Genomic DNA, 24,499 nt, shown 5'->3' with positions numbered 1-24,499 from the left:
GCAGGCTCGGTCAAAACTGGGAGGCCATTCTAGCCGATCGGTCTTGGCTTGCTTGACCCATCGCAATACAGCGCTCGTCTGGATGGAATCTGCTGCACCGGCTCGCGTCCAATCCGCTAGTCTTGCCCCATTCCCTGGAAGGAGCTGTCCATGTTCGAATCCGCTGAAATCGGTCACGTCGTCGATAAAGATACTTATGACGCCGAAGTGCCGGCACTGCGTGAGGCGTTGCTCGAAGCCCAGTACGAGCTGCACCAGCAGAGTCGTTTTCCGGTCATTGTGCTGATCAACGGCATCGAAGGCGCGGGCAAGGGCGAAACGGTGAAATTGCTCAACGAGTGGATGGACCCGCGGCTGATCGAGGTGCGTACCTTCGATCAACAGACCGACGAGGAACTGGCGCGGCCACCGGCCTGGCGCTATTGGCGGATGCTGCCGGCCAAGGGGCGCATGGGGATTTTCTTTGGCAACTGGTACAGCCAGATGCTGCAGGGACGCGTTCATGGCCAGATCAAGGACCCACGGCTCGACCAGGCCATCAATGGGGCTGAACGGTTAGAGAAAATGCTCTGCGACGAAGGCGCGCTGATCTTCAAGTTCTGGTTCCACCTGTCCAAGAAACAGATGAAAGCCCGGCTCAAGGGGCTCAAGGACGACCCGCTGCACAGCTGGCGCATCAGCCCGCTGGACTGGCAGCAGTCCCAGACCTACGACAAGTTCGTCAAATACGGTGAGCGTGTACTGCGCCGTACCAGTCGCGACTACGCCCCGTGGCATGTGATCGAAGGCGCGGACAGTTACTATCGAAGCCTTACGGTCGGACGGATCCTGCTTGACGGGATGCGCCAGGCCTTGCACCGATCAAGGATCAAGGCGGAAAGGGTCAATGTGGCGCCACTGCCGCCGCTGGACGACCAGGTCACGCTGTTGGACAGCCTGGACATGACCCTGCGCCTGGACAAGGCTGATTACGAAGAACAGCTGATCACCGAGCAGGCGCGGTTTTCCGGGCTGCTGCGCGACAAACGCATGCGCCGCCACGCCCTGGTGGCGGTGTTTGAAGGTAACGATGCGGCGGGCAAGGGTGGAGCCATCCGGCGGGTCGCGGCAGCGCTTGATCCGCGTCAGTACAGCATCGTGCCGATTGCCGCGCCCACCGAAGAAGAGCGCGCCCATCCCTACATGTGGCGATTCTGGCGGCATATCCCGGCGCGGGGCAAGTTCACCGTGTTCGATCGCTCCTGGTATGGCCGGGTGCTGGTGGAGCGGGTCGAAGGCTTTTGCAGCAAGGCCGACTGGCTGCGGGCCTACAGCGAGATCAACGATTTCGAGGAGCAGATTGCCGATGCCGGAGTCGTGGTCGTCAAGTTCTGGCTGGCCATCGACAAGGAGACTCAACTGGAGCGCTTCCAGGAACGCGAGGAAATTCCTTTCAAACGCTTCAAGATCACCGAAGACGACTGGCGCAACCGTGACAAATGGGATGACTACCGGGCGGCGGTGTGCGACATGGTTGACCGCACCAGTACTGAGATTTCTCCCTGGACGCTGATAGAAGCCAACGACAAACGCTGGGCGCGGGTCAAGGTGTTGCGCACGCTCAATGAAGCGCTGGAGGAGGCCTTCGAGCGCTCAGCGAAACAGGCGCGCAAAGCGAAGAAGGGCAAGTAGTGGGCGATGGGAACGCATACGCGGGGTGAATGATCGTCGCGGTCGGTTATGCAGTGGATTTATGCTCGATTCACTCCTAACCGACAACAACAATTGAGGTACAGCCATGCGTGAAGTGGTGATCGTCGACAGTGTGCGGACCGGCCTGGCCAAATCCTTTCGCGGCAAGTTCAACATGACCCGTCCGGACGACATGGCGGCCCATTGTGTCGATGCATTGTTGGCGCGCAACGGGATCGATCCGGCCAGCGTCGAGGACTGCATCGTCGGCGCCGGTTCCAACGAGGGCGCCCAGGGCTATAACATCGGTCGTAACGTGGCGGTGCTTTCGCAATTGGGCATCGGCACCGCCGGCATGACCCTCAACCGCTTCTGTTCCTCGGGCCTGCAAGCCATCGCCATCGCCGCCAACCAGATTGCCTCCGGTTGCAGCGATATCATCGTTGCCGGTGGCGTGGAATCCATCAGCCTGACGATGAAAAGCGTCAACACCGATCACCTGATCAACCCGCTGCTCAAGGAGCAAGTGCCGGGGATTTATTTTCCCATGGGCCAGACCGCCGAGATTGTCGCTCGCCGTTATCAGGTCAGCCGTGAAGAACAGGACCGCTACGCCTTGCAGAGCCAGCAACGCACTGCCCAGGCCCAGGCCGCCGGGCTGTTCGACGACGAGATCGTGCCGATGGCGGTCAAGTACAAGGTCGAGGACAAGAACAGCGGTGCGGTGCAGATGCTCGAGGGCGTGGTCGATCGCGACGATTGCAACCGCCCCGACACCACCTATGAAAGCCTGGCGGGCCTGAAACCGGTGTTCGCTGAAGACGGTTCGGTGACGGCGGGTAACTCGTCGCAGTTGTCAGACGGGGCCTCGATGACCCTGGTGATGAGCCTGGAAAAAGCCCTGGCCCTGGGGCTCAAGCCCAAGGCGTTTTTCCGTGGCTTTACCGTGGCCGGTTGCGAACCGGACGAAATGGGCATTGGTCCGGTGTTTTCGGTGCCAAAACTGCTCAAGGCCAAGGGCTTGCAGATCGCTGATATCGACCTGTGGGAGCTCAATGAAGCGTTCGCGTCCCAATGCCTCTACAGCCGCAATCGGCTGGAAATCGATAACGAGAAGTACAACGTCAATGGCGGTTCGATTTCCATCGGCCACCCGTTCGGCATGACCGGTTCGCGCCAGGTCGGGCATCTGGTGCGAGAGCTGCAACGACGCAGCCTGCGCTACGGCATCGTGACCATGTGCGTGGGAGGCGGGATGGGGGCTACGGGGTTGTTCGAGGCGGTGAGATAACCGGGCGCTGACAGTTAGCGAGATGATTACTTGTGGCGAGGGGATTTATCCCCGCTGGGTTGCGCAGCAACCCTAAAATCTACAACCGAGGTGTATCAGGCTGACAGAGTGATCTGCTTTGGGGCTGCTTTGCAGCCCAGCGGGGATAAATCCCCTCGCCACAAGGGGGGCTGCGTCAGCTGCGCTAGCTGGCGACCTGAGTCAATTGCAACATCCGCTGGACATACGCCTCCACTTCCCGCAACGCATCCTCGCGGCTGGCGAACGGGCCTTCCTGGGTGCCTTCCCGGGTATTGAAATAAAATTCGCCGTTTACCCGGCAGATCCGGTCACTGCGAAAAATCGTCGTAGGGGCGGGATCCTGGGCGCGTTTGCCAAACATGGCGGGTCTCCAAAAGGGCAGCGAAGTCGGTTCCATCTGAGCTTATGTGCAGTCCTTGATTCGCGCCTGGCCAGGCGATCGACGGCAACGACCCGTACAGTCTCATGGACGTCCACGACTTAACTGTCCCTGTGTCCCCGCACAATCCGCGCCTAGAATGAAGGCTCTTTGTCTTGAGCTTCGAGGATTGCATGCACATATCGTCCGGTCGCTGGGTCTACGGCCTGTTCCTCGCCCTGCTGACCGCCCTGCTGTGGGGCATTCTGCCGATCAAGCTCAAGCAAGTGCTGCAAGTGATGGACCCGGTCACCGTAACCTGGTTTCGCTTGCTGGTGTCTGGCGGCTTGCTGTTCATCTATTTGACGGCCACCCGGCGTTTGCCCAGTCGCAAGGTGCTGGGCCCTCGCGGCGGCTGGCTGGTGGCGATGGCGGTGCTGGGGCTGGTCGGCAACTACGTGTTGTACCTGATGGGCCTCAATCGCTTGAGCCCCGGCACCGCGCAACTGGTGGTGCAGATGGGGCCGATCATGTTGCTGGTCGCCAGCCTGTTTGTGTTCAAGGAGCGTTTCAGCGTGGGGCAGGGCATCGGCCTGCTGGTGTTGTTGATCGGTTTCGCGCTGTTTTTCAACCAGCGCCTCGGCGAACTACTGACTTCCCTGAGCGATTACACCGCCGGGGTGCTGATGGTGCTGCTGGCGTCGACGGTCTGGACCTTCTACGCCCTGGGCCAGAAGCAACTGTTGACGGTGTGGAATTCGTTGCAGGTCATGATGGTGATCTACCTGTTCTGCGCGCTGTTGCTCACGCCCTGGGTGCATCCGCTGGAGGCGCTGCAACTGAGCCCGTTGCAAGGCTGGCTACTGCTTGCCTGCTGCCTCAATACGCTGATCGCCTATGGCGCGTTTGCCGAGGCCCTGGCTCACTGGGAAGCCTCACGTGTCAGCGCGACCCTGGCGATCACCCCGCTGGTGACCTTCGCCGCAGTGGCGTTGGCAGCCTGGTGGTGGCCCGATTACGTGCATGCCGAGCAGATCAATCTGTTGGGGTATGGTGGGGCGGTACTGGTGGTGTTGGGTTCGGCGCTGGTTGCCCTGGGGCCGTCGCTGATTGCCGGGCTCAGGGCCCGGCGCGGGCGACTGGCTGTCGGGCGATAGACTGCACACCTCTTTTGTGGGAGCGAGCCTGCTCGCGATAGCGGCCTGGTAGTCGATAATGATGTCGAGCCGACCGGCCACATCGCGAGCAGGCTCGCTCCCACAGGGGGGCTGTGTTGAGCGCACTCTTTGCGCCCAACGAAGCACACATCTCAGCCCTGGCTACCCGCCTCCAGCATATTCTCCGGCCGCACCCAGGCATCGAACTCTTCATCGGTCAGATACCCCAACTGCAAGGCCGCTTCGCGCAGGGTCAGCCCTTCGCCGTAGGCTTTCTTGGCGATTTCGGCGGATTTGTCGTAGCCGATGTGTGGGTTCAGGGCGGTGACCAACATCAAGCCACGTTCCAGGTGCGCTGCCATCTGCTCGGCATCCGGCTCGAGCCCGGCGATGCAGTGCTGCTGGAAATTGCTGCAGCCATCGGCCAGCAGCCGGATCGATTGCAGCAGGTTGTGAATGATCACCGGCTTGAACACGTTCAGTTGCAAATGGCCCTGGCTGGCGGCGAAACCGATGGTCACGTCATTGCCCATGACCTGGCAGGCCAGCATCGACAAGGCTTCGCACTGGGTCGGGTTGACCTTGCCAGGCATGATGGAACTGCCGGGTTCATTGGCCGGCAGTTTCACTTCGGCGAACCCTGCGCGTGGCCCGGAACCCAGCAGGCGCAGGTCATTGGCAATCTTCATCAGGGTCACGGCCAGGGTTTTCAGTGCGCCGGACAACGTGGTCAGGGGCTCATGGCCAGCCAACGCCGCGAACTTGTTTGGCGCGGTGACGAATGGCAGGCCGGACAGCGCCGCCAGTTCAGCGGCAATCGCTTCGCCGAAACCATGGGGCGAATTGAGCCCGGTGCCTACTGCTGTGCCGCCCTGGGCAAGCTCGCAAACCGCCGGCAGCGCCGCGCGGATCGCCCGTTCGGCGTAATCGAGTTGGGCGATGAAGGCCGACAGTTCCTGGCCGAAGGTGATCGGCGTGGCATCCATCATGTGGGTGCGACCAGTCTTGACCAGTTTCATGTGGCGCGCCGCCAGTTCCGCCAGTGCGCCGGACAACTCGGCGATCGCTGGCAGCAATTGCTGATGGACAGCCTGGACGGCGGCGATGTGCATGGCGGTAGGGAAACAGTCGTTGGAGCTCTGGGAGCGATTGACGTGATCGTTCGGGTGTACCGGGCTCTTGCCGCCGCGCGGATTGCCCGCCAGCTCATTGGCGCGTCCGGCGATCACTTCGTTGGCGTTCATGTTGCTCTGGGTTCCGCTGCCGGTCTGCCAGACCACCAGCGGGAATTGGTCGTCATGCTGGCCGGCCAGGACTTCGTCGGCGGCCTGTTCGATCAGGCGCGCGATGTCGGCGGGCAAGTCGCCATTGCGGTCATTGACCCGCGCGGCGGCTTTCTTGATCAGCGCCAGGGCGTGCAGCACCGACAGCGGCATGCGTTCGTTGCCAATGGCAAAGTTGATCATGGAGCGCTGCGTCTGGGCGCCCCAGTAGGCTTCATCCGGGACTTCAACCTGGCCAAGGCTGTCGGTTTCGATACGGCTCATCGGGTCAAACTCCTGTAGGTCTGAATGCGCAGTTTAGGCCCTGAAGGGCGACACGGGTTCCCTCAATCGTTTTTCAATCGGTCCGGCCCGTCAATCGGACGCGCAGAGTAATGGGGTTGAGGGCCGGCGTTTATTAGGCGCAGAATGATCGCCCTTGGGGTTTTACCTCGCCAGTAGAAAAGGAAACTCGATGACCCGTCTTCGTGCCATCTGTACCGCAGTTGCTCTGGTGTGTGCCAGCGGTCCTGTTTTTGCCGATACCGCCAGCCACAACGCCAGTGCCGAAGAGTTCCTGACCCTGGCGCACGCCGACAAACTGGGTACCCCGGTGTACATGCAAGTGCAGCAGATGTTTGCCCAGCGCTTTGAACAGACCAAGGCCCCCGAGTCGAAGAAAGCCACCCTCGAAACCTACCAGGCCAAGGCCAACGCCGCGCTGGACCAGGCTATCGGCTGGAAGAAGCTCAAGCCGGACATGGTCAAGCTCTATACCTCCAACTTCAGCGAGCCGGAACTCAAGGAGCTGGTGTCCTTCTACCGCTCGCCCCTGGGCAAGAAAGTCCTGGAGAAAATGCCTCAACTGACCCAGCAATCGGCCCAGTTGACCCAGGCCAAGCTGGAAAGCGCGGTGCCGGTGGTCAACAAGCTGCTGGCGGACATGACCGCCGAGCTTGAGCCAAAAGCCGCACCTGCCAAGAAAAAGCCGTAAGCGGAGCCCGGTATGAGCATGCAACAACGCATCGAATCGACGCTCGGGCTGTTGCAGCCCGAGCACCTGCAAGTGCTGGACGAAAGTCACATGCACAGTCGTGGGCTACAGACCCATTTCAAGGCCGTGGTGGTCAGCCACCAGTTCGAGGGGCTCAATCGCGTCAAGCGTCATCAGAAGGTCTACGGCACGCTGGGCGAGCTGATGGGCGAGTTCCATGCGTTGGCGCTGCACACCTATACCCCCGAGGAATGGGCGCAGATCGATACAGCCCCGGCTTCGCCGACCTGTGCCGGTGGCAGCAAGCACTGACTGGACTTCTTGGGGGGCAAAGCCTGAATCTGTAGGAGCGAAGCTGACTGTGGAACAAGGCGCTGTGGGAGCAAAGCTTGCTGTGGAAGCAAAGCTTGCTGTGGGGGCAAAGCGCTGTGGGAGCAAAGCTTGCTCGCGATAAAGTTGACGCGGTCTCTCAGAAATCGAGGTGCCTGCATCGCGAGCAAGCTTTGCTCCCACAGAGTGATCTTCGCAGCACTGTGCCCACAGTAATCGCTGTCTGCACCCCCCCTGTTTTTTGTTAGAATCGGCAACGCGCCTCACAGGGCGCGTTTTTTTTCGCATCCGGTTCACCCTTTGCGAGGGTAGCCACCTGGAGAAATACCCATGACACCATCCATTGTCGTGGCGGCACTGTATAAGTTCGTCACCCTGGAAGATTACGTCGAGCTGCGCGAGCCATTGCTCAAGGCCATGCTCGACAACGGCATCAAAGGCACGCTGCTGATCGCCGAAGAAGGCATCAACGGCACCGTTTCCGGCACCCGCGAAGGTATCGACGGATTGCTGGCCTGGCTCAAGAACGACCCGCGCATGATCGACATCGATCACAAGGAGTCGTACTGCGATGAGCAGCCGTTCTACCGCACCAAAGTCAAGCTCAAGAAGGAAATCGTCACCCTTGGCGTCGAAGGCGTGGACCCCAACAAGCAGGTTGGCACTTATGTCGAACCGCAAGACTGGAACGCGCTGATCAGCGACCCGGAGGTCTTGTTGATCGACACTCGCAACGACTACGAAGTGTCCATCGGCACCTTCGAAGGCGCGGTCGATCCCAAGACCACCAGTTTTCGCGAGTTCCCCGAGTACATCAAAGCCAACTTCGACCCGGCCAGGCACAAGAAAGTCGCGATGTTCTGCACCGGTGGCATTCGCTGCGAGAAAGCCTCCAGCTACATGCTCGGCCAGGGCTTCGACGAGGTCTATCACCTCAAGGGTGGCATCCTGAAATACCTTGAAGAGGTGCCTCAGGAACAGACCAAATGGCGCGGCGACTGCTTCGTGTTCGATAACCGCGTGACCGTCCGCCATGACCTTAGCGAAGGCGACTACGATCAATGTCATGCCTGTCGTACACCCGTGAGCGTAGAAGACCGCGCTTCGGAACACTACGCGCCAGGCATCAGTTGCCCGCATTGCTGGGATAAGCTGAGCGAGAAGACCCGTCGTAGCGCCATCGACCGGCAAAAGCAGATCGAACTGGCCAAGGCCCGCAACATGCCGCACCCGATCGGCTACAACTATAAGCAATCACCTTCCGAGGCTTGAACCATGGCGCCACGCTTGCTCTATGTGATGGACCCGATGTGTTCCTGGTGCTGGGGTTTTGCGCCGGTCGCCCAGGCACTGGTCGAGCAGGCGCAGGCCGCCGGGGTAGAACTGCACCTGGTGGTGGGCGGTTTGCGCACCGGCAGCGGTTCGGCCCTGGAACCGACCACCCGACGTTACATCCTTGAGCATTGGCAGGCCGTCACCCAGGCCACCGGCCAGACGTTCAAGCTTGAAGGTGCGTTGCCAGACGGTTTTGTCTATGACACTGAACCGGCCTGCCGGGCGGTGGTGACGGCCCGCGGCCTGGCGCCGGAGCTGGCCTGGAAGCTGTTGAAGCTGATCCAGCAGGCGTTTTATGTCGAAGGTCGTGATGTGACCCACGCCAGCGTCCTGGTGGAGCTGGCTGAACAGGCCGGGCTGCCACGTATCGAGTTCGCCGCAGCATTTGACCGCGCCGAGCAACATGCGGCCACTGCCGCGGATTTCACCTGGGTGCAGGATCTTGGTATCGCTGGTTTCCCTACGCTGTTGGCCGAGCGTGACGGTCAGTTGGCCTTGCTCACCAACGGCTACCAGCCCTTGAGCCAGTTGTCTCCACTGCTGGGCCGTTGGCTGGAGCGCGCAGCCTGTGCCTGACCGGGCCGATGACGCTTCGACTGCGCAGCGCGTCGACCGCTTGAGCTGGTCAGAAATCCGCCGCCTGGCCCTTAAACACAAGAAAGCCCTGTGGATCGCCAACGGCGTGGCCGTGCTGGCGACGCTGTGCAGCGTACCGATCCCGCTGCTGTTGCCGCTTTTGGTGGACGAAGTGCTGCTGGGTCAGGGCGATGCGGCATTGAAGGTCATGAACCATGCATTGCCGACCGGTTGGCAAAGCGCGGCCGGCTATATTGGTCTGATGCTGGTGGTGACCCTGGCCCTGCGCTGCGGCGCTTTGCTGTTCAACGTGCTGCAGGCGCGATTGTTCGCCAGGCTGGCCAAGGACATCGTCTATCGCATTCGCATCCGGTTGATCGAACGGCTCAAGCGTATTTCCCTGGGCGAATACGAAAGCCTGGGCAGCGGTACCGTGACCACGCACCTGGTCACCGACCTGGATACCCTTGATAAATTCGTCGGCGAAACCCTCAGTCGTTTCCTCGTGGCGATGCTGACACTGGTGGGCACTGCCGGCATTCTGATGTGGATGCACTGGCAACTGGCGCTGCTGATCCTGTTGTTCAACCCGTTGGTGATCTACGCCACCGTGCAGTTGGGCAAACGGGTCAAGCACCTCAAGAAGCTGGAGAACGACAGCACCTCGCGCTTCACCCAGGCCCTGACCGAAACCCTGGATGCCATCCAGGAGGTGCGCGCCGGTAACCGTCAGGGCTTTTTCCTTGGTCGATTGGGGACGCGCGCCAGAGAGGTCCGTGATTACGCAGTGAGTTCACAGTGGAAAACCGATGCCTCGAACCGTGCCAGCGGTTTGCTGTTTCAGTTTGGTATCGATATTTTTCGCGCCGCGGCGATGCTCACTGTGCTGTTTTCCGACCTCTCCATCGGCCAGATGCTGGCGGTGTTCAGCTACCTGTGGTTCATGATCGGACCGGTGGAACAACTGCTCAATCTGCAGTACGCCTTTTATGCCGCAGGTGGCGCGTTGTCGCGGATCAACGAGTTGCTGGCTCGTGCCGACGAACCGCAATACATCGGCAGTGTTAACCCGTTCCAGGGGCGCGATACCTTGGGTATGGAAGTTCAGGGGCTGAGTTTCGGCTACGGCGACGAGCTGGTGTTGAACCAGATGAACCTGTCGATTGCCCCCGGTGAAAAAGTCGCGATTGTCGGTGCCAGCGGGGGTGGCAAAAGCACCTTGGTGCAGTTGCTGTTGGGTCTGTACACGCCGTTGGCCGGGACCATCCGTTTTGGCGGTTCGACTCAGCAGGAAATCGGCCTGGAAACCGTGCGCGACAATGTCGCCGTAGTCCTGCAGCATCCCGCGCTGTTCAACGACACGGTTCGGGCCAACCTGACCATGGGTCGTGAACGCACGGACGAGGCCTGTTGGCAGGCACTGGAAATCGCCCAACTGCACCATACGATCCTGAACCTGCCCAACGGTCTGGACAGCATCGTCGGGCGTTCCGGCGTGCGTCTGTCCGGCGGGCAACGCCAGCGTCTGGCAATTGCCCGAATGGTGCTGGCCGAGCCCAAGATCGTGATCCTCGACGAGGCCACGTCCGCGCTGGACGCCGCCACCGAGTACAACCTGCATCAGGCGCTGGCGCGGTTCTTGAGCAACCGCACCACCTTGATCATCGCGCACCGCTTGTCGGCTGTGAAGCAGGCCGATCGGGTGCTGGTGTTCGACGGCGGACAAATCGCCGAGGATGGCGACCATCAGCAACTGATTGCTGACGGTGGTTTATACGCCAAGCTTTACGGGCATCTGCAGCAGCATTGATCGCCTGGGGTTAATCGGATTCGGTTGAAGCGTTCATTTCAGCTGCCGGACGCTTACGGCGCTGTCCCCATATGACGTTCAGTGCATCGGCTCCGCGCTCATGACCGAACTCCTTCATGACAATCGCGCAGGATTCGCAGGGCGGCAGGGTGGTGGCAAGCGTGATCGACTTGATATCTTCAGGGTTTGGGTATTTTTCGCTGATGTAGGCAATCAGTTTGCTTTCACTGTCCGCGGAGGTCACTCGACTGAGCCTGTCCGAGGTGCCCGGAGCATCCATCAGATGGGGGATAGCGAGCAATTTTCCATCGGCGCTCAGGGTGAGGGCGGCAGGGTCAATCGCGTTCCTGATGCCATCAACATTAAAGTAAGTGGCCTCCTTGAAGTCTACTTGCGTATAGCCGCTGTGGGATTTGAACAGGGGCAAGTGCCTGGTGTAGTCCTCGATTCCGGAAACACTGACATAGATTTCGTTGTTTCCTGATGCCGTGATGACGTGGGCAAAAGCTATGTTTTTTTGATTTTTGGTGGGAAGGGTTTTTTGCAGTTCCTGCATGGCGTCATTGATGGTCACCGCTCGGGTTGTTGATTGAGATGGGCCGGCGATGGACGGCGAGGTAAAAAGTGCATTGAAGATGTTCGCGGTTGATTTTTGTATGGCTTCGGGCGCCTGTGTGGTGGGTTGCCACACGGCTGCCCCGTTAGGCAAATCAGAGACAATCATTCTGGTGCGACGATCAAATAACACCGCCTCGGCGGGGTAGGTACTGACTTTCAGCCACTTCATATTGGCGGGCGGATGGCTGGGTGCGCCAATGGGTATCGAAATTTCATCGATCTTGTCCAGTGCCCGCTCGACCTGGTCCCTGCCGTAGATTCGTGCGGCGTTGTTTGCGTTCAACGAACCGATGTACACCCGTTGTAGCTCTTCTCCCAAAGAGCCGGGAGTCAGGTCGCTTGGGCCAAGCCTTTTCAGGCTCAGGGGCGACTCGACACTCTCAGTGGAGAGCAATCTGGTCATGTAATAGTCATCCGTGTTCAAGCGGGTGAATATGTACGTGAAGTTCTCATCGATCGAGGGAATGATGAGCGCACCGGTTTGATGTATATCGTCAATTTTTTCTGCGGAACCGGTGACTTTGATGCCTGCGTACAAACCGGTTTGAAACTCTATCGTCGCGGCAATTGTTTCTTTGGGGATGGGAACTCTGCTGGAGAGACCGATCCATTGTGGTTTGCCTTTGTAGGTGTTGAGCTTGCCGTCCTTGAGTTCATAGATTTTTCCTTCGAAGGCGAGCAGGGCGCGATCATTGGGGTGCGTCGGCGTAGAGGGATAGAACGTTGCGTCACCAAACCAGGGGGCCCAGCTTAACTCAGTGCTGAACTCTCCCGCGGGTGGGCGCTCGGCAGGTTTGTCCGGCACTACATATCCGGTTTTGCACACCTCATCTGGCGCACGACGAACACGGCAGGCAAGTTTCCTTAAGGGTGGACTGTCATCCGTGTGGCCGATGCGGCGCAGGGTTCCCGCCTTCAAACGATAGGGAACGTCATCCACATAAAAGAGGCGGCCGCCATCGATTTCAAGCACTTCGCGTACTCGGGCATTTTCCGGCAACTCGACGAGGACCTCGGTGTCGGTTCGGGCCCGTGTGCTGAAATGGGAGCGGCCCGGTGATACGTCAGCGCCCAGCTCGGGGCCGTAAGGCCTGGACGATAAAGGGTCAATCAAACGGTAATCGGCTCTGCCTGTGGCTGCGGTGTTGCGCACAGGAACATCGTCAACTCCACGCACCGTGCTCAATTGGTCATTCATTGTCAGTGGCCGCCAGCGGCCCGGGTCCGTGACCTGGGTCATGCCTTGGACGAAATCGTACTGGCCGGCGCGCCCGGACAACGTCTTGAGACTTAAGTAAGCTCTTTTACTGAGCCTGTACACACTCTGGCTGCCTGCTCGTAGCAACGACGCAATGCCGTCGAGCGGGTTCAGGGTGGCGTTGAGCAAACTACCTGTTAGCGCCGCAAAGGCCGGCAGCGTTTTGTCGAGGCTTAACTTACCCGCCGTGCTGACCAACTTCAGCGAACCTGACGCAAACTTGCCCATGGGCCGGGCGAATGCAACAAAGTCAGTGAACAGGCCAAAGGCCCCACTCACCAGACGATCACGGTCTCCCGAAACCAGGTCTTCGATACTGCCCCAGAAGGGCACAAACGTTTTTATGATGTCCAGGGTTTTTTCACGCTTGGCCTTTTGACGGTCGAATTCGGTTTCGCCATAACAACTGTCGTAGAGTTGTTTTTCGTCAACGAACAGCAGCTTTTCGCAAATGTACCGGGCCACGTCCAGGGCGATTTTCGATTCCAATGTCCGCGGTAAGCTGTGGTCGGCGGCGCTTTTATTCGATTCACCAAACGTGCCGCCAAGCGGGTCCAGAATGGCTTGGCACTCTTCGTGAGCGCCGGGGATGGTGCCTTTTACATGGGCATCCCAATCGAACGGAAGGGTTTTATGGCGAAGAACATCCACACTCACGGCTGAGCCACGGCTGACTCTCCACTTCTCGATTTTCCGCTCCGCGCCGATATGGTGTGGCTGAATATCCGGGCGTGGGCGGATCACACCAGCGCGTGGGAGGAGTTCGTAGTATGAGGTTTTGTTGTTGGCCGTCACTTCCAGAATGAAGCCGTTGCGCGCTCGCAAGGGCAGTGTCTTATCTTCGGATTCATTGTTTGCTTCAATGCCCGTGGTTTCTTTTCTGAGGGTGTAGACCTTCATCACGCCGTACTCCAAGGCTTGGCGATCAGCCAGGGGCTGGGAGGCGAGCAGATGGATGATTAACGTGCGATAGGACCTTCTGATGAAGCTGAGGTAGATGGCAAAATGGGTTTTGAACGTCTGCTCGATATCGGGGAGCGTTCTGTCCTGCTGGGGAATCGCGGTAAAGCCAGGCCCGGCAAAGTTAGTCTGTAGGGTCGTATCGTCATCGATCTTGAACCAGATATCGGTGACGACTTTTCCATCGGGCCTGGTGATGAACCATTTATGCTCAGTGAGTTGTCCGGATGCATACACATCCGCGAATGTGTAGGCCTGGGGTGCGAGTCTCCCGATGGGGCCGCTGAGCCGAGTCGCTGGCGCGGTATAAGCGCTGGATTCCTTGACCAGCTTTCTGCCATCCGTGACGAACCGGCCGTCTGCGAAGAGCTTCGCTATTTTAAGTCTGGCAATGTTCAGCCTCTCGGGGGGACGGCTATCAAGCCAGTTGACCGCCCGGGTCAAGCTGTCGATGCTGAAATCGAGCTTTTGTACAGCGCTCTGTATGTCCTGCGTCGTGTAGTGCCCGTCGGCCTTATGGACCACCAGGCCGTTTGTCACGGCCCATTCCAGCATGGGTTTCAATCTTGTCAGAGTGACCAGTTTCAGATCATCAGCCGTGGCTTCACTGGCGTACCTGCCAGGGAAATCGACCAGTTGCTGGAAACTCAGTCTTTGCAGCAATGTCGGATCAATCGCGTCAGCAAGATAGACGCCATGGGCAAAATTTACCCAGACGGTAGAGCTTCGATAAGGCAGTTGCGCCGGTATATCGCGAATCTGGAATTGCGGCGGGAACAGCGGTTGATAGAGACACGCGAGCAGAATTGATTCGTTCACTGACGCGGCGCGTTTTGAAGAAAGCAGATGCGCCTCGAACTCGGCGCGAATCTGCCTATAGCTTTTCCCCCAGTTGGACGAACTTTGCCACGGGTAACCGGCGATACTGTCCGGGCTCTCGTTTTGCCCATCCGCGAGCCAAAGACGAATGGCTTTGGCAAGCAACTTGGTGCATATCCCCGAAGCCGTATCCTCACCGGGCCTGCCGCCAAACCAGCCCAGCGCTTGCAATAGCTGGGTTGCCAGTTTCCGGGCGTTCATCGATAGCAGGATATCTTCCAGATACGCCGAAGGCTTCGCCCGGATTTGCGTCGTCGTCAATGTGTCGATATCCAAAGCGCTGAGGTAGGCCAGCAAAGGAGTTTGCGGCGTAGGCAGGAATTGACGCACCGTTTCAATGAGCAGGCTTTCAGCATTCGTGCTCAGTGCGTCGATGTTTACTCCGTTTCCCAGTCCCAGTGTGTGCTGAGCACGCTTTTCTTCCAGCGCACTCACCGTGTCGTTGCGTTGTTCGGTGTTTTGCGGATTCCATGGGGTAATACCGTAAAACCAGGCCATCCGGGCAAGTGTTACGTGGCCGTCGAAACGAATTTGCCCACCCAATAGTCGAGCAGCTTTTTCAATTTTTCCACGCAGCTCGTTCCAGGCGGGTTTCTTGTTCAGTAGAACCGGGATGGTTGTTTCCCTGTTCCTTGACAGTGTTTCGTAGATGGCTTCGCCGTCTTTTAAGGTGACGATCAAGTGGTAATGAGGGGCACGCACTATTTTGCACAAGGCCTGATAGCTTTTATCCTGGATGAGTGTTTGCAGCGCACGCTGACCGGTTTCGTTTTCCAGCGCCATGGGTGAACAAAGCCTGGGCTTGACCAGACTATCGGTCAACGTCTGCGACGGCGTCTGATTGTTTCGGACAAGCGATAACATTGCCTCGTAATCGCCCAGTAATCCCTGATGTTGTTCGGCATAAGAGGGTGTCGGGCTCAGGTTATCTGTAAGGCCTGGGGCGGCTGTAGGTTGCATATGAAGGTTCCCTGGTGATTAACGAACGTTTCTCTACATGCCTCGATAAGGCGCAAGGCAGAGAAGGTCCCGTATCAAAACAGTCCAGGAAAATCAGGGGGTGGTAGATAGGTATGGCGCCCAGGAAAGTTGTAACTGTATTTGCCATTTGCCAGGGCTTATCGCCCGTGTTGTCTCGGGCATCCAGGGGCATGCGGCGTCAAATAGTGCCCGGCCTCTTGCGGGGAGCTGCTACGCCTCCTAGTCTTGCGGGAATGAGCGGTCTGAATGCTGATCGCCTACGCCTATGCAAGGGACCTCATGACTCAAGCGCGGACTCTCGGAACCCCCCGGTTGTTGGGCATCGTCTGGCCTTTTATCGCCGTTGTCCTGTTTCAGGCATTGCTGGGTGGCGTCAGCCTTTATGTATTGTCCGCGGTTCGCGGCTATGTGGCAGGAGAAAGCCTTTGGTCCAAGGGCCAGAAAGACGCCATTTACTACCTCAACCTTTATGCCGACAGCCGCGACGACGCAATCTTTCAGAAATACCAGCGGGCCATTGCCGTACCTGAGGGTGGTCATGAATTGCGGGTGGCCCTGGACCGTCAGCCGCCGGATCTGCAGGCGGCACGGGCGGGGATCCTCAAGGGCGGCAACCACCCGGACGATGTGTCCAGTGTGATCTGGCTCTACCTGAATTTTCGGCACTTCAGTTACCTGGAAGAGGCCATCGATCTCTGGACCGTGGGCGACGGATACCTGATTGAACTGGATAACGTCGCCCGCCAGATGCACAGCCGCATCGCCGCGGGTGAGGTTTCGGAGGCCGAGATCCGCGGCTGGAAAGCAAAAATCTTTGCCATCAACGATTCTGTCACCCCGGCGGCCAAGGCGTTCAGCGATGCGCTGGGGGAGGGGTCGCGCGTCATCCTGCGCCTGTTGCTGGTGACCAACTTCGCCACCGCCCTGGGGTTGATCGTGCTGGCGCTGTTGCGCACTCATAAACTGTTGGCCCAGCGACAGGTTTTCGCCAACGCCCTGCAACTGGAAAAAGAGCGGGCGCAGATCACGTTGCAATCCATTGGTGACGGGGTGATCACCACCGATGTGGAAGGGGCGATCGCTTACATGAATCCCGCTGCCGAAGCGATGACTCACTGGAAGGCTGAACACGCCACGGGTCTGCCCTTGGCCGCACTGTTCAATTTGCTCGATGACAACGCCCAGAGTGAAGGCTTGACCCTGATCGAACACATTCTCAGCGGTCGGCTCGGTGGCGGCAGCGAGCATTCCAAGCTGATCCAGCGCCTGGATGGCAGCACCGTGTCAGTCACCCTGGTGGGCGCGCCGATCCGCCATGCCGGCAAGGTCAGCGGAGCGGTCCTGGTGTTGCATGACATGACCCAGGAACGCCAATACATCGCCAACCTGTCGTGGCAGGCCACCCACGATGCCCTGACCGGCCTGGCCAACCGCCGGGAATTTGAATATCGCCTTGAGCAAGCCTTGCACAATCTGACACGCCAGATCGGGCGTCATGCGTTGATGTTCCTCGATCTGGACCAGTTCAAGCTGGTCAACGACACCTGCGGCCATGCAGCGGGTGACGAGTTGTTGCGTCATATCTGCGCGTTGCTGCAATCGGGGTTGCGAGAAAACGACACCCTGGCCCGATTGGGGGGCGATGAGTTCGGTATCTTGCTGGAGAACTGCTCCCCGGACGCCGCGGAAAAGATCGCCGAAGGGCTGCGCCAGACCGTACAGAACCTGCACTTTGTCTGGAAGGGTCGTCCGTTCGTGACCACCGTGAGCATCGGCCTGGTGCATATCGCGCAGAGCCCGACGACGCTGGAGTCGTCCCTGCGCGCCGCCGATATGGCCTGTTACATGGCCAAGGAAAAGGGTCGCAACCGCGTCCAGGTCTATCACGCCGATGATTCTGAACTGTCCCTGCGCTTTGGCGAGATGGCTTGGGTCCAGCGCTTGCACATGGCCCTGGAGGAGAATCGCTTCTGTCTTTATGCCCAGGAAATCGCCGCGCTGGGGCCGGGTGACCATGGCGGCGGACATATCGAGATCCTGCTGCGCCTGCATGACGAAGCCGGAAGGATGATCCTGCCGGACAGTTTCATTCCCGCGGCAGAACGTTATGGTTTGATGACTTCCCTGGATCGCTGGGTGGTGGAGAACGTCTTCAAAATCATCCGCCAATGCCTGAACGATTCGCGACAGGGACCGATGGCCATGTGTGCGATTAATCTGTCAGGCACAACTATCGGAGATCAGGCATTCCTTGATTTCCTGCGTAAACAGTTCGTGGCCTACTCGATTCCACCAGAAATGATTTGTTTTGAAATAACCGAGACCAGCGCTATTTCAAATTTAGGCAGTGCCATTCGCTTTATCAATGAACTCAAGAGCTTGGGTTGTTATTTTTCGCTGGATGACTTTTGTGCCGGAATGTCTTCATTCGCTTACTTGAAACATTTACCTGTAGACTTCCTGAAGATCGACGGGAGTTTCGTAAAGGATATGCTGGACGACCCGATTAACCGTGCAATGGTCGAGGTGATCAATCACATCGGCCACGTCATGGGTAAGCGCACGATTGCCGAGTTTGTTGAAACCACCCAGATCGAGCAGGCATTGCTGGAGATCGGGGTGGATTACGCTCAAGGGTATGTGATCGAACGCCCGCAATTGTTTACCTGTGATACGTTGCAAAGCAGGCCGGCCCGACCCCAGCCGCTGTTATTCAAGGCCCCCGGCACGTTCCGCTGAACCTCTTGTTGATCTGGAAAAATCACAATCAAAAGGAGCCCGACAGTGATCGACACATTCAACCGAACAGGCCCGCTCATGGACGCCACAAGCTATCCGAAATGGGCACAACAGCTCATTACCGATTGCAGCGAGAGCAAACGCCGGGTTGTCGAACACGAGCTGTATCAGCGCATGCGCGATAACAAGCTCAGTGCCAAGACCATGCGCCACTACCTTATTGGTGGTTGGCCGGTCGTTGAACAGTTCGCCTTATACATGGCACAGAACCTCACCAAGACGCGCTTTGCCCGCCATCCCGGCGAGGACATGGCGCGCCGCTGGCTGATGCGCAACATTCGTGTCGAACTCAACCATGCCGATTACTGGGTCAACTGGAGCGCCGCCCATGGCGTGACTCTGGAAGATTTACAAGCCCAACGGGTGCCACCCGAACTCCATGCGCTGAGCCACTGGTGCTGGCATACCAGTTCTTCGGACGCACTGATCGTGGCCATCGCCGCGACCAACTATGCCATCGAAGGGGCAACCGGGGAGTGGTCGGCATTGGTGTGTTCCAATGGCATCTATGCGGCGGCTTTTGCCGAGGAAGACCGCAAGCGAGCCATGAAATGGCTGAAGATGCACGCTCAGTATGATGATGCCCACCCTTGGGAAGCCCTGGAAATCATCTGCACCCTGGCGGGCATGAACCCGAGCACGGCCCTGCAAACCGAGCTACGTCAGGCCGTCTGCAAGAGCTATGACTACATGTACCTCTTCCTGGAGCGCTGCATGCAACTGGAGCAATCGGAATCCGTGGGGAAAACCTCATCGACCCGTGAGCGCCTGGCGCTGGCCGAGAGCTGATAGCCGATAGCCAACCCATGTGGGAGCCAGCATGCTCGCGAAGGGGGCAGGACAGTCAACGGGGAGGTTGACTGCCCGATCGCCATCGCGAGCAGGCTCGCTCCCACAAGGGACTTGGGGTGAACACCGAAGCGGTTAACCCTGAAAAAACCAGTGTGGGAGCAAGGCTTGCCCGCGATGGTGGTGGCACATTCAGCATGGATGCAAGCTGACCTGCCGCTTTCGCGAGCAAGCCCGCTCCCACAAGGGACTTGGGGTGAACACCGAAGCGGTTAACCCTGAAAAAACCAGTGTGGGAGCAAGGCTTGCCCGCGATGACGGCGGCACATTCAGCATGGATGCAAGCTGACCCAGCGCTTTGGCGAGCAAGCCCGCTCCCACAAGGGATTTGCGGTGGATACCGAATCGGTTAACCCTGAAAAACCAATGTGGGAGCAAGGCTTGCCCGCGATGACGGCGGCACATTCAGGATGGATGCAAGCTGACCCAGCGCTTTCGCGAGCAAGCCCGCTCCCACAAGGGATTTGCGGTGGATGCCGAATCGGTTAACCCTGAAAAACCAATGTGGGAGCAAGGCTTGCCCGCGATGGTGGTGGCACATTCAGCATGGATGCAAGCTGACCTGCCGCTTTCGCGAGCAAGCCCGCTCCCACAAGGGTATTTGCGGTGGATGCCGAATCGGTTAACCCTGAAAAACCAATGTGGGAGCAAGGCTTGCCCGCGATGGTGGTGGCACATTCAGCATGGATGCAAGCTGACCCAGCGCTTTCGCGAGCAAGCCCGCTCCCACAAGGGATTTGCGGTGGATGCCGAATCGGTTAACCCTGAAAAACCAATGTGGGAGCAAGGCTTGCCCGCGATGACGGCGGCACATTCAGGATGGATGCAAGCTGACCCAGCGCTTTCGCGAGCAAGCCCGCTCCCACAAGGGATTTGCGGTGGATACCGAATCGGTTAACCCTGAAAAACCAATGTGGGAGCAAGGCCTGCCCGCGATGACGGCGGCACATTCAGCGCTGATGCAAGCTGACCCAGCGCTTTCGCGAGCAAGCCCGCTCCCACAAGGGATTTGCGGTGGATGCCGAATCGGTTAACCCTGAAAAACCAATGTGGGAGCAAGGCTTGCCCGAGATGACGGCGGCACATTCAGGATGGATGCAAGCTGACCTGCCGCTTTCGCGAGCAAGCCCGCTCCCACAAGGGACTTGGGGTGAACACCGAATCGGTTAACCCTGAAAAAACCAGTGTGGGAGCAAGGCTTGCCCGCGATGGTGGTGGCACATTCAGCATGGATGCAAGCTGACCCAGCGCTTTCGCGAGCAGGCTCGCTCCCACAAGGGTATTTGCGGTGGATACCGAATCGGTTAACCCTGAAAAACCCCCGTGGGAGCAAGGCTTGCCCGCGATGGCGGCGGCACATTCAGCATGGATGCAGGCTGACCTGCCGCTTTCGCGAGCAAGCCCGCTCCCACAGGGGATTGGCGGTGAACACCGAATCGGTTAACCCTGAAAAACCAATGTGGGAGCAAGGCTTGCCCGCGATGGCGGTGGCACATTCAGCATGGATGCAAGCTGACCCAGCGCTTTCGCGAGCAAGCCCGCTCCCACAAGGGTATTTGCGGTGGATGCCGAATCGGTTAACCCTGAAAAACCAATGTGGGAGCAAGGCTTGCCCGCGATGACGGCGGCACATTCAGGATGGATGCAAGCTGAACTGCCGCTATCGCGAGCAGGCTCGCTCCCGCATTTTTCGACGGTGTTCACAGAATCGGTAATGGCTGGTTTCAACCCGCCATCGCCAGCCGGTTACGGCCCTCGCGCTTGGCCACGTACAGCGCGTTGTCGGCCCTGCGCAGCAGGCTTTCGACTGACTCGCCCGGCAGCAGCGTCGCGCAACCCAGGCTGACGGTCAGTTCGATCCGCGTGCCAGCGGCAAAATAATCCTGCGCTTGGGCGGCATGACGCAGCCGTTCTCCGACCAAGGCCGCGGCGTCCCGGCTGGTGTTCGAGAGCAGAATCAGGAATTCTTCGCCACCGAATCTGAACACCATGTCCACATTGCGCAGCTGATTCTTGATGGCCTCGGCAACACCCTTCAATACCTCATCGCCGATACCGTGGCCATGGCTGTCGTTGACACGCTTGAAATGATCGATGTCCAGCATCAACAGTGACAGCGGTTGCAAATGACGCTTGGCCATATCAACTTCTCGGATCAGCGTCTGGTCCATGGCGATGCGGTTGCCCGTGCCGGTCAGCGGGTCACGCAGGGCGCTTTGGGTCGCGGCGCGATAGAGCAGGGCATTGCGCAACGGAAACAGCAGCGTCGACAACACTGACTCAAGATCGGCTTGTTCGGTCTCGGTGAAGCGCTGGTTGCGGCGAAACACCAGTTCGCCCAAGTATTCGCCTTCATGGCTGAGGTTATAGGTGAGGGTGTGATGCCCGCGTTGACCCAGCTCCAGGCGCAGATCGCTGGGGCTGTGCCGGTAGATCAGCGCGTCCAGAGGCACCAGCCGCTGAACCTCGCGGAAAAACAGACCCAGGATCCGTTGCGGCTCCAGGCTGGTTTGCAATTGCTGGCCCAGTTGCTGGCGCAATTGCGAAAGATTGACGGAGCGTGCCACCAGTGGTGATGGCTGGCCAAATCCCAGGCGCTGCAGTTTGGCGCTGTCGAAATCAATCGCGTTGATCTGGGTTGGCGTTTTCATATGGCGTGAGCCCCTAAGCAAATCTGTCCTGACAGGTTGGGTGAGGCAGCTTTGGCCGGCGCGTCGTACTCCTTCAGTCCCGTAAGACATCTGATTTGAGTTTAGTCCGCTTTACCTGGGCAGACCTAAGTCTCATCTCAACGTCCATTACCCGCCGAACATGGCGTGTTTGAGGGTCTTTAGAGCGAAAGTCGTGCCATTCGGTTCATTAGAATAAAAAACCGATTGCAAATCAATGAATTGACCTCAAGCGGTGAGGGGCCCGTCGGCATTGGGCGACATAGGCTTGGCGGTTCGCCTGGCTACGCATCGGGGGCAGTGGTGTCGCGACGGTAAACCGGCGCGACGCCAAGGTGGGCAGTTACTGGGCGTTGAAAGCCTGACCGTTGACGCCTGTGCTATCCGGCCCCATGAGGTATAGGTAGATCGGCATGATTTCTTCAGGCGTAGGGTTGTTGAGCGGGTTTTCCCCCGGGTAGGCCTGGGCGCGCATGCTGGTGCGGGTGGCGCCGGGGTTGATGCTGTTGGCGCGCACCGGTGCGACGGTCTCGACTTCGTCGGCCAGGGTTTGCATCAGCCCCTCGGTGGCAAACTTGGAGACGCCATAAGCGCCCCAGTAAGCCCGTCCCTTGCGCCCGACGCTGCTGGAGGTGAACACCACGGACGCGTCCTTGGACAGCTTGAGCAGCGGCAACAAGGTGCTGGTAAGCATGAACATGGCGTTGACGTTCACCTGCATCACCCGCATGAAGTTCTCGCCGGACAACTGCTCCAGCGGCGTACGCGGGCCGATGATCGAGGCGTTGTGCAGCAAGCCGTCCAGATGGCCGAACTCGGTTTCGATCATGGCCGCCAGTTCATCGTACTGATGGGGCAGGGCCGTTTCGAGGTTGAACGGAATCACCGCTGGCTGTGGATGCCCGGCCGCTTCGATTTCATCGTAGACCTGGGTCAGGTTGGCTTCGGTCTTGCCCAGCAGCAAGACGGTAGCACCGTGGGCGGCATAGGCTTTGGCGGCCGCGGCGCCAATGCCACGACCGGCGCCGGTGACCAGAATGACCCGGCCATTGAGCAGGTCGGGGCGGGCGGAATAATCAAACATAAAAAACCTCACGAAACAGAACAAATGCGTGGCGATGCGCACGTGTGGCGAAGGGATTTATCTGTGGCGAGGGGATTTATCCCCGCTGGGCTGCGAAGCAGCCCCAAATTTTTGCAGGTTGGCCTGATGCTGTAGGAGAGGCGCTTCGCGCCTCAGCGGGGATAAATCCCCTCGCCACAAAGCAGCGACAACAGTGAGTACGGTCAGCTCAGCAACTGCACAACGCGTTATCCAGCACTTCACGCAGCGCCGAGGGGTGGTCGATCACGACATCCGCGCCCCAATGTTTCGGGTTGTCGTCTGGATGAATGTAGCCGTAGGTCACCGCGCAAGTCCTGGTGCCGGCGCTGCGGCCAGACTCGATGTCCCGCAGGTCGTCGCCCACGAACAATACGCTGGCCGGGTCCAGGTCGAGCATCTTGCACGCCAGGGTCAGAGGCTCCGGGTCCGGCTTGCTGTTTTTTACATGGTCCGGGCAGATCAGCACTTTCGAGCGTTCGGCCAGGCCCAGTTGCTGCATGATCGGCTCAGCGAAGCGCACCGGTTTGTTGGTGACCACCCCCCAGATCAGGTTGGCCGCTTCAATGTCGGCCAGCACCTGGGCCATGCCGTCAAACAGATGGCTGTGGACCGCGCAACCTTTGAGGTAGCGGTCGAGGAATTCCTGGCGCAGTTCCTCGAAACCCGGCGATTCCGGGTCCATGGAAAAGGTCACCGCGACCATCGCCCGGGCGCCGCCGGAAATCTCGTCGCGAATATGCTGCGTGTTGATCGGTGGCAGACCACGGTCGGCACGCATGGCCTGGCAGATGGCGATGAAGTCCGGCGCGGTGTCGAGCAGCGTGCCGTCCATGTCGAAGAGAACTGCTTTGAGACGCATCGACTTACTCCTCGCGCAAGGTCTGGATCATGTAGTTGACGTCAACGTCGGCGGCCAGCTTGTAGTGCTTGGTCAGCGGGTTGTACGTCAGGCCGATGATGTCTTTTACGGTCAGCCCGGCCATGCGGCTCCAGGCGCCCAACTCCGAAGGCCGGATGAATTTCTTGAAGTCGTGAGTGCCACGTGGCAACAGCTTCATGATGTATTCGGCGCCGATGATGGCGAACAGGTAGGCCTTCGGATTGCGGTTGATGGTGGAGAAGAACACCTGGCCACCGGGCTTGACCATGCGAAAGCACGCGCGAATGACCGATGACGGATCCGGCACGTGTTCGAGCATTTCCAGGCAGGTGACTACATCGAACTGTTCGGGCATTTCCTCGGCCAGGGCTTCGGCGGTGGTCTGCCGGTATTCCACGCTGACGCCGGATTCCAGTTGATGCAGTTGCGCAACCGCCAGCGGTGCTTCGCCCATGTCGATGCCCATCACCGTCGCTCCGCGCTGGGCCATGGCTTCGCTGAGGATGCCGCCGCCGCAGCCGACATCGAGCACTTTCTTGCCAGCCAGGTTGACCCGCTCGTCAATCCAGTTGACCCGCAGCGGGTTGATGTCGTGCAGCGGTTTGAATTCGCTTTCACGGTCCCACCAGCGATGGGCCAGGGCTTCGAATTTGGCGATTTCGGCGTGGTCGACGTTGCTCATGTGCAGATCCTCGA

General features: G+C 59.0%; 17 protein-coding genes. 10 read left to right on the top strand and 7 right to left on the bottom strand.

Annotation, left to right across the window (positions count from 1 at the left end):
• The first annotated feature begins 150 nt into the window (after positions 1-150).
• Both pap and PSH57_RS20590 read left to right on the top strand, forming a co-directional pair.
• Positions 151-1,671: a polyphosphate:AMP phosphotransferase gene (gene pap / locus PSH57_RS20595; protein ID WP_305385187.1), complete on the top strand. Its 1,521-nt coding sequence runs from the start codon at positions 151-153 to the stop codon at positions 1,669-1,671.
• A 106-nt stretch (positions 1,672-1,777) separates the two neighbouring features.
• Positions 1,778-2,962 (top strand): thiolase family protein, encoded by a 1,185-nt coding sequence (locus PSH57_RS20590; RefSeq protein WP_305385185.1) that lies wholly within the window; start codon positions 1,778-1,780, stop codon positions 2,960-2,962.
• Positions 2,963-3,146: 184 nt separating this feature from the next.
• Here the strand turns inward: PSH57_RS20590 and PSH57_RS20585 are convergent, their stop codons facing one another.
• Positions 3,147-3,344 (bottom strand): DUF6316 family protein, encoded by a 198-nt coding sequence (locus tag PSH57_RS20585; RefSeq protein WP_305385184.1) that lies wholly within the window; start codon positions 3,342-3,344, stop codon positions 3,147-3,149.
• Between the two features lie 191 nt (positions 3,345-3,535).
• Here PSH57_RS20585 and PSH57_RS20580 point away from each other — a divergent pair, with 191 nt between their 5' ends.
• The gene (locus tag PSH57_RS20580; RefSeq protein WP_305385182.1) at positions 3,536-4,498 is read left to right on the top strand and encodes a DMT family transporter; all 963 of its coding nucleotides are present in this window, start codon (positions 3,536-3,538) and stop codon (positions 4,496-4,498) included.
• Between the two features lie 152 nt (positions 4,499-4,650).
• On the opposite strand, the gene PSH57_RS20575 is transcribed toward PSH57_RS20580, so the two are convergent.
• Complete coding sequence (locus PSH57_RS20575) at positions 4,651-6,045, bottom strand: class II fumarate hydratase (protein WP_305385181.1); 1,395 nt, start codon at positions 6,043-6,045, stop codon at positions 4,651-4,653.
• A 190-nt stretch (positions 6,046-6,235) separates the two neighbouring features.
• Here PSH57_RS20575 and PSH57_RS20570 point away from each other — a divergent pair, with 190 nt between their 5' ends.
• From PSH57_RS20570 to PSH57_RS20550, 5 genes are all read left to right on the top strand, one after another.
• Positions 6,236-6,754 carry a DUF2059 domain-containing protein gene (locus tag PSH57_RS20570; protein ID WP_256231465.1) on the top strand — a complete coding sequence of 173 codons (519 nt, stop codon included), beginning with the start codon at positions 6,236-6,238 and terminating at the stop codon, positions 6,752-6,754.
• A gap of 12 nt (positions 6,755-6,766) precedes the next feature.
• Entirely contained in the window at positions 6,767-7,066 is a 300-nt protein-coding gene (locus PSH57_RS20565) for a BolA family protein (protein WP_047226295.1), read from the top strand.
• A 348-nt stretch (positions 7,067-7,414) separates the two neighbouring features.
• A complete protein-coding gene (gene trhO / locus PSH57_RS20560) occupies positions 7,415-8,356 on the top strand; it encodes an oxygen-dependent tRNA uridine(34) hydroxylase TrhO (protein WP_305385179.1) in 942 nt (313 codons plus the stop codon).
• 3 nt (positions 8,357-8,359) lie between these two features.
• Entirely contained in the window at positions 8,360-8,995 is a 636-nt protein-coding gene (locus PSH57_RS20555; RefSeq protein ID WP_256231462.1) for a DsbA family protein, read from the top strand.
• Positions 8,988-10,805 (top strand): ABC transporter ATP-binding protein, encoded by a 1,818-nt coding sequence (locus tag PSH57_RS20550; protein WP_305444731.1) that lies wholly within the window; start codon positions 8,988-8,990, stop codon positions 10,803-10,805. Before PSH57_RS20555 ends, PSH57_RS20550 begins: the two co-directional genes overlap by 8 nt.
• 10 nt (positions 10,806-10,815) lie before the next feature.
• Here PSH57_RS20550 and PSH57_RS20545 read toward each other — a convergent pair whose 3' ends face one another.
• A complete protein-coding gene (locus PSH57_RS20545; protein ID WP_305416048.1) occupies positions 10,816-15,480 on the bottom strand; it encodes a deaminase domain-containing protein in 4,665 nt (1,554 codons plus the stop codon).
• A gap of 300 nt (positions 15,481-15,780) precedes the next feature.
• Here PSH57_RS20545 and PSH57_RS20540 point away from each other — a divergent pair, with 300 nt between their 5' ends.
• Complete coding sequence (locus PSH57_RS20540; protein ID WP_305390442.1) at positions 15,781-18,240, top strand: EAL domain-containing protein; 2,460 nt, start codon at positions 15,781-15,783, stop codon at positions 18,238-18,240.
• A gap of 78 nt (positions 18,241-18,318) precedes the next feature.
• Positions 18,319-19,089, top strand: coding sequence for an iron-containing redox enzyme family protein (locus PSH57_RS20535; protein WP_422766049.1), 771 nt, complete (start codon positions 18,319-18,321; stop codon positions 19,087-19,089).
• A 1,784-nt stretch (positions 19,090-20,873) separates the two neighbouring features.
• Here PSH57_RS20535 and PSH57_RS20530 read toward each other — a convergent pair.
• The 4 genes from PSH57_RS20530 to ubiG all read right to left on the bottom strand — a co-directional run bounded on the left by PSH57_RS20530 (position 20,874) and on the right by ubiG (position 24,485).
• Entirely contained in the window at positions 20,874-21,800 is a 927-nt protein-coding gene (locus tag PSH57_RS20530; RefSeq protein ID WP_256231459.1) for a GGDEF domain-containing protein, read from the bottom strand.
• A gap of 361 nt (positions 21,801-22,161) precedes the next feature.
• Positions 22,162-22,902 carry a YciK family oxidoreductase gene (locus tag PSH57_RS20525; RefSeq protein ID WP_305385172.1) on the bottom strand — a complete coding sequence of 247 codons (741 nt, stop codon included), beginning with the start codon at positions 22,900-22,902 and terminating at the stop codon, positions 22,162-22,164.
• 208 nt (positions 22,903-23,110) lie between these two features.
• Positions 23,111-23,782, bottom strand: a complete 672-nt coding sequence (gene mupP, locus PSH57_RS20520) for an N-acetylmuramic acid 6-phosphate phosphatase MupP (protein WP_256231457.1) — start codon at positions 23,780-23,782, stop codon at positions 23,111-23,113.
• Between the two features lie 4 nt (positions 23,783-23,786).
• Positions 23,787-24,485, bottom strand: coding sequence for a bifunctional 2-polyprenyl-6-hydroxyphenol methylase/3-demethylubiquinol 3-O-methyltransferase UbiG (ubiG, locus tag PSH57_RS20515; protein ID WP_135844350.1), 699 nt, complete (start codon positions 24,483-24,485; stop codon positions 23,787-23,789).
• Between the last annotated feature and the right edge of the window lie 14 nt (positions 24,486-24,499).

This window comes from Pseudomonas hefeiensis (assembly GCF_030687835.1).
Lineage (GTDB): Bacteria > Pseudomonadota > Gammaproteobacteria > Pseudomonadales > Pseudomonadaceae > Aquipseudomonas > Aquipseudomonas hefeiensis.
The sequence above is the reverse complement of the archived record's forward strand: the minus strand, read 5'-3'. Positions and strand labels throughout refer to the sequence as shown.

Coding starts and splice junctions, on each gene's coding strand:
- pap (WP_305385187.1), top strand. CDS start 151: ATGTTCGAATCCGCTGAAATCGGTCACGTCGTCGATAAAGATACTTAT.
- PSH57_RS20590 (WP_305385185.1), top strand. CDS start 1,778: ATGCGTGAAGTGGTGATCGTCGACAGTGTGCGGACCGGCCTGGCCAAA.
- PSH57_RS20585 (WP_305385184.1), bottom strand. CDS start 3,344: ATGTTTGGCAAACGCGCCCAGGATCCCGCCCCTACGACGATTTTTCGC.
- PSH57_RS20580 (WP_305385182.1), top strand. CDS start 3,536: ATGCACATATCGTCCGGTCGCTGGGTCTACGGCCTGTTCCTCGCCCTG.
- PSH57_RS20575 (WP_305385181.1), bottom strand. CDS start 6,045: ATGAGCCGTATCGAAACCGACAGCCTTGGCCAGGTTGAAGTCCCGGAT.
- PSH57_RS20570 (WP_256231465.1), top strand. CDS start 6,236: ATGACCCGTCTTCGTGCCATCTGTACCGCAGTTGCTCTGGTGTGTGCC.
- PSH57_RS20565 (WP_047226295.1), top strand. CDS start 6,767: ATGAGCATGCAACAACGCATCGAATCGACGCTCGGGCTGTTGCAGCCC.
- trhO (WP_305385179.1), top strand. CDS start 7,415: ATGACACCATCCATTGTCGTGGCGGCACTGTATAAGTTCGTCACCCTG.
- PSH57_RS20555 (WP_256231462.1), top strand. CDS start 8,360: ATGGCGCCACGCTTGCTCTATGTGATGGACCCGATGTGTTCCTGGTGC.
- PSH57_RS20545 (WP_305416048.1), bottom strand. CDS start 15,480: ATGCAACCTACAGCCGCCCCAGGCCTTACAGATAACCTGAGCCCGACA.
- PSH57_RS20540 (WP_305390442.1), top strand. CDS start 15,781: ATGACTCAAGCGCGGACTCTCGGAACCCCCCGGTTGTTGGGCATCGTC.
- PSH57_RS20535 (WP_422766049.1), top strand. CDS start 18,319: ATGGACGCCACAAGCTATCCGAAATGGGCACAACAGCTCATTACCGAT.
- PSH57_RS20530 (WP_256231459.1), bottom strand. CDS start 21,800: ATGAAAACGCCAACCCAGATCAACGCGATTGATTTCGACAGCGCCAAA.
- PSH57_RS20525 (WP_305385172.1), bottom strand. CDS start 22,902: ATGTTTGATTATTCCGCCCGCCCCGACCTGCTCAATGGCCGGGTCATT.
- mupP (WP_256231457.1), bottom strand. CDS start 23,782: ATGCGTCTCAAAGCAGTTCTCTTCGACATGGACGGCACGCTGCTCGAC.
- ubiG (WP_135844350.1), bottom strand. CDS start 24,485: ATGAGCAACGTCGACCACGCCGAAATCGCCAAATTCGAAGCCCTGGCC.